9 protein-coding genes are annotated in these 13,512 nt (G+C 73.3%); 2 read left to right on the top strand and 7 right to left on the bottom strand.

Annotation, left to right across the window (positions count from 1 at the left end; all coding sequences use genetic code 11):
* Window positions 1-71: 71 nt before the first annotated feature.
* The 3 genes from Plo01_RS38585 to Plo01_RS38575 form a co-directional block, all read right to left on the bottom strand.
* On the bottom strand, window positions 72-1,088 hold the full coding sequence (locus Plo01_RS38585; protein ID WP_373871765.1) for a zinc-binding alcohol dehydrogenase family protein: 1,017 nt from the start codon (window positions 1,086-1,088) through the stop codon (window positions 72-74).
* Between the two features lie 115 nt (window positions 1,089-1,203).
* Entirely contained in the window at window positions 1,204-2,049 is an 846-nt protein-coding gene (locus Plo01_RS38580; RefSeq protein ID WP_203895757.1) for a polysaccharide deacetylase family protein, read from the bottom strand.
* Between the two features lie 379 nt (window positions 2,050-2,428).
* Window positions 2,429-3,637, bottom strand: coding sequence for a hypothetical protein (locus tag Plo01_RS38575; protein ID WP_203895756.1), 1,209 nt, complete (start codon window positions 3,635-3,637; stop codon window positions 2,429-2,431).
* Between the two features lie 184 nt (window positions 3,638-3,821).
* On the opposite strand from Plo01_RS38575, the gene Plo01_RS38570 reads away from it, so the two are divergent.
* Complete coding sequence (locus Plo01_RS38570; protein WP_203895755.1) at window positions 3,822-4,646, top strand: SDR family NAD(P)-dependent oxidoreductase; 825 nt, start codon at window positions 3,822-3,824, stop codon at window positions 4,644-4,646.
* A gap of 82 nt (window positions 4,647-4,728) precedes the next feature.
* Here the strand turns inward: Plo01_RS38570 and Plo01_RS38565 are convergent, their stop codons facing one another.
* The 4 genes from Plo01_RS38565 to Plo01_RS38550 form a co-directional block, all read right to left on the bottom strand.
* The gene (locus Plo01_RS38565) at window positions 4,729-5,538 is read right to left on the bottom strand and encodes an NAD-dependent protein deacetylase (protein WP_373871766.1); all 810 of its coding nucleotides are present in this window, start codon (window positions 5,536-5,538) and stop codon (window positions 4,729-4,731) included.
* Between the two features lie 212 nt (window positions 5,539-5,750).
* Window positions 5,751-6,701: an ABC transporter substrate-binding protein gene (locus tag Plo01_RS38560; RefSeq protein ID WP_203895754.1), complete on the bottom strand. Its 951-nt coding sequence runs from the start codon at window positions 6,699-6,701 to the stop codon at window positions 5,751-5,753.
* Entirely contained in the window at window positions 6,701-7,900 is a 1,200-nt protein-coding gene (locus tag Plo01_RS38555; protein WP_203895753.1) for a GGDEF domain-containing protein, read from the bottom strand. Before Plo01_RS38555 ends, Plo01_RS38560 begins: the two co-directional genes overlap by 1 nt.
* Before the next feature lie 139 nt (window positions 7,901-8,039).
* Complete coding sequence (locus tag Plo01_RS38550) at window positions 8,040-9,857, bottom strand: alpha-amylase family glycosyl hydrolase (RefSeq protein ID WP_203895752.1); 1,818 nt, start codon at window positions 9,855-9,857, stop codon at window positions 8,040-8,042.
* A 266-nt stretch (window positions 9,858-10,123) separates the two neighbouring features.
* Here Plo01_RS38550 and Plo01_RS38545 point away from each other — a divergent pair, with 266 nt between their 5' ends.
* Complete coding sequence (locus Plo01_RS38545; RefSeq protein WP_203895751.1) at window positions 10,124-13,444, top strand: acetyl-CoA carboxylase family protein; 3,321 nt, start codon at window positions 10,124-10,126, stop codon at window positions 13,442-13,444.
* The last annotated feature ends 68 nt before the right edge of the window (window positions 13,445-13,512 follow it).

Here is a 13,512-nt window from a genome sequence, read left to right as displayed (position 1 = left end):
ATGGGCTCGGTCGCACCAGTCTTGCCTGGCCTATTGGTGGGGCCGGGGGTGATGCGGGGCGGGTGGGGCGGTCAGTCGCCGATGTGGAGGACGGCGGCGCCGGTGATGCGGCCTGCGGCCAGGTCTTCCAGGGCTCGGTCGGCCCGCTCGAAGGGGTAGGGGGTGGTGGCGACGTGCAGGGGGTGGCGGGCGGCGTGCTCCAGCAGGGCTCGCCCGTCGGCGCGGGTGTTGGCGGTGACGCTGCGCAGGGTGCGTTCCTGGAACAGGTGGTCCTGGTAGACCAGGGGAGGGATGTCGGTGAGGTGGATCCCGGCCACGGCCAGGGTGCCGCCCCGGTCCAGGGCCGCCAGCGCCACCGGGACCAGGTCGCCGACCGGGGCGAACAGGACGGCGGCGTCCAGCGGTTCGGGGGGAGCGTCGTAGGCGTCGCCCGCCGAGGCGGCGCCCAGCTCCAGGGCGAGTCGGCGGGCGGCCGCGGAGCGGGTCAGCACGTGCACCGTGGCACCCTGGGCGAGGGCGACCTGGGCGGTGAGGTGGGCCGAGGCGCCGAAGCCGTACACCCCCAGGCGCCCGCCGGGCGGCAGGTCGGAGCGGAGCAGCGCCCGGTAGCCGATGATGCCCGCGCACAGCAGCGGGGCCAGCTTCTCGGCGGGCCGGTCGGCGGGCAGGGGATGGGCGAAGTCCTGCGGCACGGTCAGATACTCGGCGTAGCCGCCGTCGGCGTCCCAGCCGGTGTAGCGCGAGTGCGGGCAGAGGTTCTCGGAGCCCCGGACGCAGTGGCGGCACGTGCCGCAGGCGGCGCGGAGCCACGCCACCCCCACCCGGGCTCCGACGGCGAACCGGCCGGCTCCGGGGCCGCGGGCCTCGACGTACCCGACCACCTCGTGCCCGGGCGCCGTGCCGGGCCGCCGCGGGGCCAGGTCGCCCTCGGCCAGATGCAGGTCGGTACGGCAGACGGCGCACACCTCGACCCGGACGAGCACCTCGCCGGGGGCGGGCTCCGGCACGGGGAGCCGTACTCGCTCCAGCGGGCGGGTGGCCATCGGACCGGGCCGGCGGACCACCCAGGCGGTCATCGTCTCCGTCACCTCCTCATCGTCACACGCGGGAATCGGTGCGGCGCGCCGCCTCTCCTCCGGACCCTTTCCCGGCTCTCCCGGGCGGGTACGGGCTTTCCGCGGAGGAGAAGGGCGAAGGCTCGGGTCAGAGAGCCGTGGCGGCCTCGGGGGCGCCGCTGTAGACGACCTTCGGCGGCTTCCCGCCGAACAGCTGGCTGACGGTGACGAAGTGGTAGCCGCGCTTGGAGAGGGACTCCAGCACCTGCGGGATCGCGTTCACCGTCGTCGGGTGGATGTCGTGGAACAGGACGATGCCCCCGGGGCTCACGCTCTTGGCCTTGCGCACCACGCGGGCGCTGTCGCGGTACCGCCAGTCCTCCGTGTCCACGCTCCACAGGACGACGGGGAGCGGCGAGGTCTTGCGGACGGTTTCGTTGAAGGCTCCGTACGGCGGCCGCATGGTCTTCGGCGCGACGCCCGTCGCGTCCTCGATGGCCTTCTCGGTGCGGTCCAGGTCGGCCCGGAGGTCGGCGGCCGACAGCGTGGTCAGGTCGCGGTGGGACCAGCTGTGGCTGCCGATCTCGTGCCCCGCCTCCGCGGTCCGCCGGACGATGTCGGGGCTGGCGGCGACGTTCTGTCCCACGACGTAGAAAGTGGCGCGGGCGTTGTACTTCGCGAGGTGGTTCAGCAACTCGTCGGTGTGCTCTCCGGGACCGTCGTCGAAGGTGAGGGCCACGCACTTGACCTTGCGGCAGTTGACCGACTTGCCGGAGGTGTGCTCACCGGCCGCGTGCACGGCGGCGGCGAGCAGCACGGTCTGGACCGTGGGCGTCTCGCTCCCGGTCCCGGCGGAACCGGTGGTCACCCCGCCGGTGTCACCCCTGCCGGCGCCGCACGCCGCCACCGTCACCAGACCCGCCGCGGCGAGCGTCACCGCCGCCGCCCGCTTCGTCTTCGATCCCACCGACCGGCGCGACCCCGCAGTGCTCATCGTCAAACCCTCCTCATTCACCGTGTCCGGTGGGCTCAGTCGTCATGGACCGTTCCAGAGACCCTTCAGCGGACCGCTCCAGGGATTTCGACACTCACGGCACCCAAGTGGTTCGGAAGAGATCGGGTTTTGGCTTAAAAAGATGAGATTTCTCGCTTGCGATCAGCCCGCAGCCCGTTCCCGACAGCCCGAGGGGGCACGAACGAGGGCATGCGCGAGGGTGGGGCGGCATGGGAAACGGCCCGCATCCCCGGGGAGGGGACGCGGGCCGTACGGTGCGCGGCCGGAGGAGAGCCGGTGCTGGCGGGCCGGCGCCGGCGCGGGGCGAGGGGAGCGGGCGCGGGCCGCCGGAGGAGCCGGCTCCCCGGCCGGACCGGTGTCAGCGGCCGGCGCGCAGGCTGGGTACCGGGTGCGCCCCCTCGGTCTCGTGCCGGTACTCGCGGCCGGACTTGTCGCGGTTGTCGTTGATGACGATCTCGCTGGGGGCCTGGGCCGCGTCGCCGCCGTGGATGGCCTGCTGCAGCTGCTCGAAGCGCTCGTGGGCGTCCTGCACGTAGCCGGTGCCGATCGTGGTGTAGTCGATCTGGGTGGCCAGCAGCTCGCGCACATAGGCCTTGTTCGGCTCGAAGGTCACCGGAGCCGGCAGCGCGGAGGCCACCACCTGCTCCGGGTCGCGCCCGTCGTGCCGCTTGAACAGCTCGGCGGCCAGGCGCAGGTGCTCCAGCTCCATGTTCAGGTGCAGCTCCCAGATCGCCTTGACCTTCGGGTCGGACTCGGTCTGCATGAACGAGTGGTACAGGTAGCACTCGTTGTACTCGTGCACCAGCAGCTGCTCCCACCAGGTCTGGCCCGGGTCGACCAGCGACTCGTAGTGGGTGACGTGCTCTTCCTCGATCAGCCCGATCTCCTGGTACAGCTGGCGGGCGATCGGCTCCATGTAGGTGGGGCCGACGTTCATGTAGAAGTTCATGGTCTGCTGCTCGGCGGACATGATCGTCAGCGCGTGCAACTTGGAGATCGGGTCGGTGGTCTCCTTGTCGTACGGCTCCCGCACGTTGTCGATCGGGTGACGGTGGTGCAGGTAGGTGGGCCGGCCCGGCATGACCTCGGTCAGGTCGTCCACGAGCTTCTCGGCCCTGCGGTGTTCGATCATCTCGAACAGGTTGGCGTAGCGGTACAGGTGGTCGAAGTCCTCCAGCACGCCGAACTGGTAGGCCTGCTTCAGGTACGGGTCGGGCTCCATGCGCGCCACCCAGGCGGTCAGGTCGACCGCGACCTGCTCGTAGGCGATCGTGGTCTCCAGCACCGAGGCCAGGCCGGGCAGCAGCCAGTTGACCACCTTCTGCTGCTGGGCCTCGATGTAGCGGACCTGGGCCAGCTGCTGCTTGACGGCCAGGTCCGGGCAGTTGCGGGCGAACTGGTGGCTGAACAGGATCGCCTCGACTTCGATGCCGTTGAGGGCGATGATCCGGCAGCGGGTGTAGGGGTCGGCGTGATCGGGATCGATCGGGGCGACGTTCAGTTCGCGCCAGTTGCGCAGCTGGCGGTCCAGGGGGATGCCGCGTTCCTGCAGCGGGTTGAAGGTCATGCCTGCGCTCCTCGTCGGTCGGTCGGGCATGTCTCGCTGCCCTACCCCTCCGCCGCGGACTGAACCTGACATGACAGCCCTTTGTCGGGTCCTCTGACGCGTCAGGCGGCCGATCGTGGGAACGGAAGGACCGTTCCCGGTGCACGGACGGTGAACCGGTGCATGGAAAGCGAAGGAGAAAACGATGAGCGTTCCCGAGAGCAGGCCGCTGGCCGTCGTGACCGGCGCGTCCAGCGGGATCGGCTACGAGCTCGCCGTGCAGTTCGCCAAGAATGGCTTCGATCTCGTCATCGCGGCCGAGGACGAGGACATCGTCCGGGCCGCCCGCGCCCTGGAGGATCTCGGCGCGACGGTCTCCAGCGTGCGCGTCGACCTGGCCCACCATGACGGCGTCGAGGAGTTCTACACCCGCGTCACCTCGTCCGGCCGCCCGGTGGACGCCGTCGCGATCAACGCGGGCATCGGCGTCAGCGGAGATTTCGCCCGCGACACCGACCTGAACGCGGAGCTGAAGCTCCTCAAGCTGAACGTCGTCTCCGCGGTCCACCTGGCCAAGCGGGTGCTGCCGGACATGGTCCGGCGCGGCCGCGGCAGGCTGCTGTTCACCTCCTCCATCGCCGGGACGATGCCCGGGCCGTTCCACGCGGTGTACGCCGGCTCCAAGGCGTTCCTCTACTCCTTCTCCGAGTCGATCCGGGAGGAGCTCAAGGACACCGGCGTCACGGTCACCGCCCTGCTGCCCGGTCCCACCGACACCGACTTCTTCCGCCGCGCGGACATGGAGGACACCAAGGTGGGCGCCGGTAAGAAGGACGACCCCGCGGAGGTGGCGCGCCAGGGCTTCGAGGCGCTGATGGCGGGGGACGACCACGTCGTGGCCGGGTCGAAGAAGAACGTGCTGCAGACTGTCGCCGGCAAGGTCATGCCCGAGACCGCGCAGGCGAAGATGACCCGCCGGATGACCGAGCCAGGCAGCGCGGACCCGGACGAGCGGCCCGGGAAGGAGTGAGCCCGGACTCGGAGGAGCGGGCTGGGGAGGGGTGAACGCGGAATCGGAGGGGCGGCCCGGGGAGGGGTGAGCGCGGATCCCGTCACCGCGCCGGGCCGAGCTCCGACAGGAGCGCGGTGAGGGCGGGGCCGAGCGGGGCGTCCAGGAGCTGGAAGGCGTGGGCGTCGCCCCGCGTCGGACCCTGGTTGATGATCGCGACGGGGATGGCGCGCCCGGCGGCGTGGCGGACGAACCGGTATCCGGACATCACGGTCAGCGAGGATCCGAGGACGAGCAGCATGCCGGCGCGTTCGGTCAGCGCGTAGCATTCCTGGACCCGTTCGCGCGGCACGTTCTCGCCGAAGAACACCACGTCGGGCTTGAGCAGGCCGCCGCAGCCGAGGCAGTCCACGACGGCGAAGGAGTCGATCAGGTCGTCGGCCAGGACGGCGTCGCCGTCCGGGTTGACCGTGGCGGCCTCGGCCCGCCAGCCGTGGTTGGCGACGCGCAGGCGCTGGTCGAGCAGGGCGCGGGAGGTGCGTTCACCGCAGCCGAGGCAGCGCACGCGGTCGAGACCGCCGTGCAGCTCGATCACCCCCCGCGTGCCGGAGGCCTGGTGCAGGCCGTCGACGTTCTGGGTGATGACCCCGGCGATCAGCCCGCGCTCCTGGAGCTCGGTGACCGCGCGGTGGCCGGTGTTGGGGACGGCGCGGGCGATGTGCCGCCAGCCCAGGTGGCTGCGGGCCCAGTAGCGCCGGCGGGCCGCGGCGCTGCCGACGAACGCCTGGTACGTCATCGGCTCGGCCCGCCGCCTGCGGCCGCTCTCCCCGCGGTAGTCCGGGATGCCGGACTCGGTGGAGATGCCGGCCCCGCTCAGGACCACCACCTCGCCGTCCGCGACGAGATCGGCCATCGCCCGCAGCGGGGGGTCGGCGAGCACGCCCGGACGGCCGGGCGATGCGCCGGCCATGCCACCGGAACCCTCGTTCACCACGTGAGCCACCTGTCCATGGTGCATGACGTCCGCACCTGCTCGGGCCCCGGGGGGAGAGCCCCCACCCGGCCCCGGAGAGAACTCTCACCCGGACGCGGGGAGAACTCTCCCTCCGGACACGGGGGAAGCCCTCACGGACGGTGCACGCCGGACATCCATTCCCGCCACACGTCCTGGTGGGCCTGGACCCACCGCCGGGCCGCCTTCTCCGGCGACATGCGGTCGCCGGCCATCCAGGCCGCGACCGTGGCCTGGTCGGCGTCGGTCCAGCGGAAGTTCCGCAGCATCCGGTAGGCGGGACTGTCCCCGTCGGCGAAGGCGCGGCTGAACAGCTTGTTGAGCCGGTACACGGGGTAGTCGCAGGCGACGGTCGCCTCGTCGGCGTCGCAGCCGGGACGGTGGGCGGGAAGTTCGATCTTCCGGAACCGAAGGCGCCAGGTCAGCCACTGGGGTTCGTAGAAGTAGAACAGCACCGGCTTGCGCTGGGCGTACAGCTTGCGGACCTGGTCGATCTCGGCGTCCTCCGAGCCCGCGAACTCCAGGACGTAGTTCAGCCCGAGGTTCGAGATCAATGCCTGATCGCGGGTGACGTACGACGGGGAGGCGGCCAGGAGCCGCCCGCGCCCGGCGCTCTGCGGGGTGGCGAACAGATGGGCGTACCGGTTGAGGTTGCGCCAGTCGGTGATCCCCGGGTACTGCTCGACCAGGTATTCGGGCACGTACCAGCCGATGGTGCCGGTGTTCCCGGTCGGGCCCCCGTCGACCACCGTCGCGCGCTCGTGGACGTGGACGGCGGCCAGGTCCTCGTGCCCCCAGTTCTCCACGAGCGCGTCGAGGGTTCCCGCCGCCAGCGCCTTCCAGCCGTGCTCCTCGTCCACCGGCACCAGTTCCACGCGGTAGCCGAGCCGGTTCTCGAGCAGGTGTCTCACGACCTCGGCGTTGGCCCGGTAACCGACCCAGGAGTGCAGGCCGATGCGGACCAGCGGGCGTTCGTCCTCCCGGGACGAGGACTCGGCCAGGACCGCCGTGGTCGCGCCCAGCAGCACGCACACCAGCGCCACCGTCCCCAGGAAACGTCGCATCACGCCGACACCTCCGGCCGGTCCGCGGCCGCCGGACCGGCCGGACGGCGGGCGCCACCCTCTCCGTCCGCGTTCCCGTCGGCGTTCTCCTCCGCGGGGCCGGCGGAGTCGTAGACCACGATGCCGCCCCGCTTGGCCCGGTACATCGCCGCGTCGGCGCAGCGCAGCCAGTCGTCGACGCCGTCGCCGTGGTCCGGATAGAGCGCGATGCCGAAGCTGGCGTGCACGGGCAGCGTGTGGGACTCGACCTGCGCCTGCTGCGTGAGCCGGTCGCGGATGCGCTCCAGCAGCCGCACCGCCACCTCGGCGTCGGCGACGCCGGGCAGGATCAGCCCGAACTCGTCGCCGCCGAGCCGGGCCACCGTGTCGCTGCCGCGCAGCCCCGCCGTCAGGCGTTCGGCGACCACCTGGAGCAGGCCGTCGCCGACGTGGTGGCCGAGGGTGTCGTTGACCTGCTTGAAGTAGTCCAGGTCCACCAGGACGACCGCTCCGCGCTCGCCCGCCGCCGCCCGCTTGCCCGCCTGCCCCGCCCGCTGCCGGAACAGCTTGCGGTTGCCCAGACCGGTCAGCGGGTCGTGCAGGGAGGCGTGCTCGTGCCGCTCGGCGTGGCGGCGCAGCCTGCGGGTGGCCGACCAGGCGATGGCGACCAGCACCACGTACAGCCCGGCCAGGCCGGGGCCCAGCCGCCAGCACGCCCGCTCCAGCCGCTCCTGGGCCTGCGCGACGACGGCGTCGTAGGGCAGGTACAGCTCCAGCGTCCCGATCACCCTGCCGTCGGCGATGGAACGCACGGGCTGCGCCACCCAGATGACGCCGGGCGTGCCGGCCTCGGGCACGGGGTCGTCCAGGACGGACACGCGCGTGTGGCCCCGCGCGGCGGCGGCCAGCCCCTCCGCGTCGGCGGGCTCCACCGTGCGCTCCGTCTCGTCGTCGGAGACCACCACCCGCCCGCTCCGGTCGCGCAGCAGGAGCCGGACCACCGATCCGTGGAAGATGGCCGCCCGGATGGCCGTGCGCACCCGGCGCAGCTCGTCCGGGGCGAGGACGAGGTCGTCGGTGGTGACGGCCGGTGAGATCACCATCTCCTGGATGAGCTTGGCCTGGGCGCGCCCGCGCTGCAGGCCCTCCGCAACCGCGTCCTCGGAGTACCCGCGGACCAGCATGACGCCGAGCAGGGTCACCTGCACGAGACTCGCCACGGCGAACAGCGTGAACAGCCGCGAGAATGCCCGTCCTCCGGACGTCGCGGCGGGCGTCCCGGCAGGCGTTGTGACGGACCTCATACCCCTGCCATCGGAACGCCGGGCCCGGACCTGAGGGTTGCGCCCGAGCGCGGCGTCACGCCAGGATCATCATCCCCGCCGGGGGCAGCTCGAGCCGTACGGCGCCGCGCCCGTCCCGGAAGACGACCGGCACGACCTCGCCCGCCGGCGGATCACGCAGCTGCTCGTCCTTCCAGTCCCCGCGGTAGAGCACCGTCATGGCCGATCCGTCGCGGTGGAAGGGCGCGTGGACCGTGATCTCCGCCCGCCGGGGGCGCGCGCCGTCGGTGTTGAGGGCGATGAGCACCTCCTGGTCGTGGAGCAGCCGTGACCAGGCGGTCAGCTCACCGGCCTGAGGGAACCGGAAACCGCCTCCCTCGTCCGTCTCGCGGAGGTACATGCGGCCCCGCCGCAGCGTGAGCCCGACGCGGTCGGCCCGGTTGCGCAGCGCGGCGATCGCCGCGATGCGCAGGTAGGCGGGGTGGCCGGGGTCGAAGAAGTGGCAGCCGGAGGTCCGGAAGGCGCCGAAGGAGCCGCCGAACATGCTCTCCCGGAGGTAGCGGTCGTCGCCGTCGCCGCCGGGGGCCGCGCCGTCGAAGGCCTGCTCGGTGCCGTAGTAGACGCAGGGGATGCCGAGCGTGGTGAGCTGGACGCCGACCGCGTGCGCGACCCGTTCCGGAGCGCCGCCGCCCGCGCAGAACCGCCGCTTGGCGCGGCCGACCATGTCGTGGTCGTCCAGTATCGACACGTGGTAGCGGCCGGTCTCGCGGTGGCCGCCGAGGATGTCGTGCCCGCGGAACTGGCCGAAGAACTCCGCGGGCGCGGCGGATCCCTTGACCAGGTCGGCCAGGAGCCGGGCGGGCTCGCCGATGTCGAGCACGGCGTCGACGTTGCGGCCGAAGACGTCCAGGTAGTGGCGGGCCATGGCGCCGCCCCCGGTCACCTCGCCGAGCAGCAGGAAGTTCTCCTTCCCGATGGACTCGGCGTACTCGCGGATCGCGCCGCAGAAGTTGCGCGAGGCCTCCCAGGAGACGTGCTTGACGGTGTCGATGCGGAAGCCGTCGCAGTCGCTGAGCGCGATCCAGTACTTGTAGACGTCGATGACGGCCGAGAGGGCGTCGTCGCGGTCCAGGGCGAGGTCCTTGAGCGTGAAGAAGTCGCCGCGCCGGAACTCGTTGTCGGGGTGGAGCGGATGCTCCCAGGGCTCGGGGTCCCAGCGGCCGATCCGCCCGGCGCGGGTGTACCAGTCGGCGCGCTGGAACTCGACCGGCCAGACGCCGTCGTCCCGCGACCCGATCTCCCGTACGCTCCTGCCCGTCGCCGAGCGCCAGCCGTGGACGGGGTGGGGCGGCCGGAACCGGTAGGGGAGATCGCTGACGGCCTCGCCGTCGCGGTCGTAGAACCAGTTGTCCCCGGTGTGGTTGTAGATCACGTCCAGCAGGACGTACATCCCGAGGCCGTGCGCCGCGTCGACCAGGTCCCGCAGGTCCTGGCGGGTGCCGAAGCGCGGATCGACGTCCAGGAAGTCCTGGATGCCGTAGCCGTGGTAGGTCTGCAGGTCCGGCCGCTGCCGCCAGACCGGCCCGATCCACAGCGTGGTGACGCCGAGCCCGCGCAGGTAGCCGAGCCTGCCGGTGATCCCCTTCAGCGTCCCGCCCTGGAAGCGCGTGCCCGCCTCCTCCCACGCCCGGTGGTCGGAGACCCGGAACTCCTCCGGGCGGGCCCGGTCGAACCGGGGGCGTCCCGCCTCACCGCCGTCGCTGAAGCGATCGGGCAGCAGGAAGTACAGGATCTGGTCCCGCCAGGTGACCGGGCTCGGCCGGACCTGCTCGCGCGGGGTCAGGTCGAGCCCGGCGAGCGTGGCCGGCGCGGGGCCGGGGATGGGGGTCGCCATGGTCTCCTCCCGTTCGCCGTCCGCGGACGGCCCGTCGGGTTCGGCCGTAGAAGACCCATCCAACCGGGAGGGCGGGAACGGGTCCAGGATCTCCGCGGCCATCTTGGCGTGCGGGTCTCCCGTCCGGGGCCGCCCCGGCGGCGGCTGCCGGGGGCGCGGGGGACGGTGGTATGTTCGGCGGACATACCGACCGATCGGTATGTCCGGTCGACCGGCAGGTCCGCTGTCCCATGGCGTACGGCGACGCCCGCGCAGTGAGGAGCCCGATGCACGGCAGCCCGACGCTGTTCATCGCCAACCGGGGAGAGGTGGCGGTGCGCGTCGCGCGGGCCGCCGCGGACCTGGGCTGGCACTCGGTCGCGGTCCACTCCGAGGACGACGCGCGATCGCCGCACGTGCTCCACGCCGACGAGACGCGGCCGCTGCCCGGCCGGGGCGCCGCGGCGTACCTGGACATGGAGAAGATCCTGGGCGTGGCCGTCGAGGCCGGGGCGACGCACCTGCACCCGGGGTACGGCTTCCTGAGCGAGAGCGCCGAGTTCGCCCGGCGCTGCGGTGAGGCGGGCATCGTCTTCGTCGGGCCCGCGGCGGCGACGCTGGAGGCGTTCGGCGACAAGGCCGCCGCCCGCGCCCTGGCCGGCCGGGCGGGGGTGCCCGTCGTCCCGGGCACCCCGGAGGCCGCCACGCCGGAGCTGGCCGGGGCGTTCATGGACGCGCTGGACGGCCGCGCCGTGGTGCTCAAGGCGCTGGCCGGCGGGGGCGGGCGCGGCATCCGGGTCGTCCGGGACAGGGCCGCCCTGGCGGCGGCCCACGCCGAGGCCGGAGCCGAGGCCCTGGCGGCGTCCGGCGCCGGCGGCCTGTACGTGGAGGCGTTCGTCGAGGACGCGCGCCACGTCGAGGTCCAGATCGTCGGCGACGGCCACCGGGTGGCCCACCTGTGGGAGCGCGACTGCAGCGTCCAGCGCCGCCACCAGAAGCTCATGGAGTTCGCGCCCGCCCCGGCGCTGGATCCCGCCCTGCGGGCGCGGCTGATCGAGGCGGCCCTCCGGCTGGCCGGCGAGGTCCGGTACGAGGGGCTGGGCACCGTCGAGTTCCTCGTCGGGCCCGACGGCGCGTTCTTCTTCATCGAGGTCAACCCGCGCCTCCAGGTCGAGCACACCGTCACCGAGGAACTGACCGGGGTCGATCTCGTGGCCGCCCAGCTCCGGATCGCGGCGGGCGCCCGCCTGCGCGACCTGGGACTGGAAGGGCATCTCGACCCCTCCCTCCCGCCCCCGGCGGCCTCCGCCGTACAGCTGCGCGTCACCATGGAGAGCCTGTCGCCCGACGGGCGGGTGAGCGTGTCGGGCGGCACGCTGCGCGCCTTCGAGCCGCCCGGCGGCCCCGGCCTGCGGGTGGACGCCTTCGCCCGCGCCGGGTTCTCTCCCGGGCTGGGCTTCGACACCCTGCTGGCCAAGCTGGTCGTCTCCCGCTCCGGCTCCGACCTCCCGGCGCTGCTGCGCCGGGCGGCGCGGGCGCTGAGCGAGTTCCGGATCGAGGGGGTGGCGACCAACATCGGGCTGCTGCGCGCCGTACTCGATCAGCCCGCACTCCGCGACGCGCAGGTGACGACGGCCTGGCTGGAGACGCGCCTGCCGGAGCTGCTCGCCGCCGCGGAGGCGCTGCCGAGGGGACGTTTCCTCCCGGACCCCGCGGAGAACACCGCCGGGGGAGCGGACGGTCCGTCCGGCGTCCCGGACGCGTCCGAGGCCGCCGTGCCGCCGGGGACCGTGGCGGTCGCCGCGCCCACGTCCGGAACCGTGATCGCCGTCGAGGCCGGGCCGGGCGCCGCCGTACGCGCCGGTCAGACGCTGGCCGTCCTGGAGGCCATGAAGATGCGCTTCCCAGTTGAGGCGCCGGTGGGCGGGCGGGTCCACGGGCTCGCCGTCCGGATCGGCGACACGGTCGCCGACGGCCGTCCCGTGCTGTTCCTGGAGCCGTACGGCGGGCAGGAGGACGCGCGGGACACGGCCGCCCCGGCGCCGCAGGACCTGGACCACGTCCGCCCCGCCCTGCGCGAGGTGCGGGAGCGGTGGGAGCTGACGCGCGACCCCGCGCGGCCGGAGCCGGTGGCCCGGCGTCACGCCCTCGGCCACCGCACCGCCCGTGAGAACGTGGCCGCCCTGCTGGACCCGGACAGCCTCAACGAGTACGGCGCCTTCGCCGTCGCGGCCCAGCGCCGCCGCCGGGGCGAGGAGGAGCTGCTCCGGCGGACCCCGGCGGACGGCCTGATCACCGGGGTCGGCACGGTCAACGCCGACCTGTTCGGCCCCGGCGCGGCCTGCGCCGTGGCCGCCTACGACTACACCGTCCTCGCGGGCACGCAGGGCTACAACAACCACCGCAAGCTGGACCGCCTCGTCGAGCTGGCCGGGCGGTGGAGGTGGCCGCTGGTGCTGTTCGCCGAGGGAGGCGGGGGACGGCCCGGCGACACCGACGCCCCCTGGGTCTCGGCCCTGGACACCACCTCGTTCGTGCGCTTCGCGGAGCTGAGCGGTCGCGTGCCGCTCGTCGGCGTCGTCAACGGCCGCTGCTTCGCCGGGAACGCGGCGCTGCTGGGCTGCTGCGACGTCATCATCGCCACCCGCGACAGCACGATCGGGATGGGCGGCCCCGCCATGATCGAGGGAGGCGGCCTGGGCGTCCACACCCCCGAGGAGATCGGCCCGGTGAGCGTGCAGGCGCCCAACGGCGTCTGCGACATCGTGGTGGAGGACGAGGAGGAGGCCGCGGCGACGGCCCGGCGGTACCTGGCCTACTTCCAGGGCGACCTCGCCGGCTGGTCCTGCGCCGACCAGCGCGAGCTGCGGTTCCTGCTGCCCGAGGACCGCCAGCGCGTGTACGACGTCCGCCGGGTGCTGGACACGCTCGCCGACACCGGCTCGGTGCTCGAACTGCGGGCGGCCTTCGCCCCCGGCATGATCACCGCCCTGGCGCGTTTCGAGGGCCGGCCGTTCGGCGTGCTGGCCAACGACCCCGCCGTCCTCGGCGGGGCGATCACCGCGGCGAACGCCGACAAGGCGGCCCGCTTCCTCAACCTGTGCGAGGCGCACCGGCTGCCGGTGCTCTCCCTGGTCGACACGCCCGGATTCATGGTCGGGCCCGCCTCCGAGCGGGAGGCGGCCGTCCGGCACGTCTGCCGGCTGTTCCTGCGGGCGGCGAAGCTGACCGTCCCGCTGTTCAGCGTGACGCTGCGCAAGGGGTACGGCCTGGGCGCCCAGGCCATGACGGGCGGCGCCTTCCACTCCCCGGCGCTGAACGTGGCCTGGCCCACCGGCGAGTTCGGCGGGATGGGGCTGGAGGGCGCCGTCCGGCTGTCGATGCGGCGCGAGCTGGAGGCCGTCGCCGACCCCGGAGAGCGGGAGAAACTGTTCCAGGACATGGTCGCCCTCGCCTACGAGCAGGGCCGGGCCGTCAACGTGGCGGCGCACCTGGAGATCGACGCGGTGATCGACCCCGCGGAGACGCGGGAGTGGCTGGGCCGCGCCCTGCGCGCCTCACCCGTGCCGCCCCTCCGGCCCGAGGGCCTGTTCGTCGACTCGTGGTGACAGCGCGGGGTGCGCCTACGGCGCGTGGCGGTACGGCGCGGTTGGCGCCGGTACGGCGCGCACCCCGG

Origin of the sequence: Planobispora longispora (assembly GCF_016863135.1) — a bacterium.
In the GTDB taxonomy this organism is placed as follows: Bacteria; Actinomycetota; Actinomycetes; order Streptosporangiales; family Streptosporangiaceae; genus Planobispora; species Planobispora longispora.
This window is presented reverse-complemented; position numbering and strand designations above follow the sequence as displayed.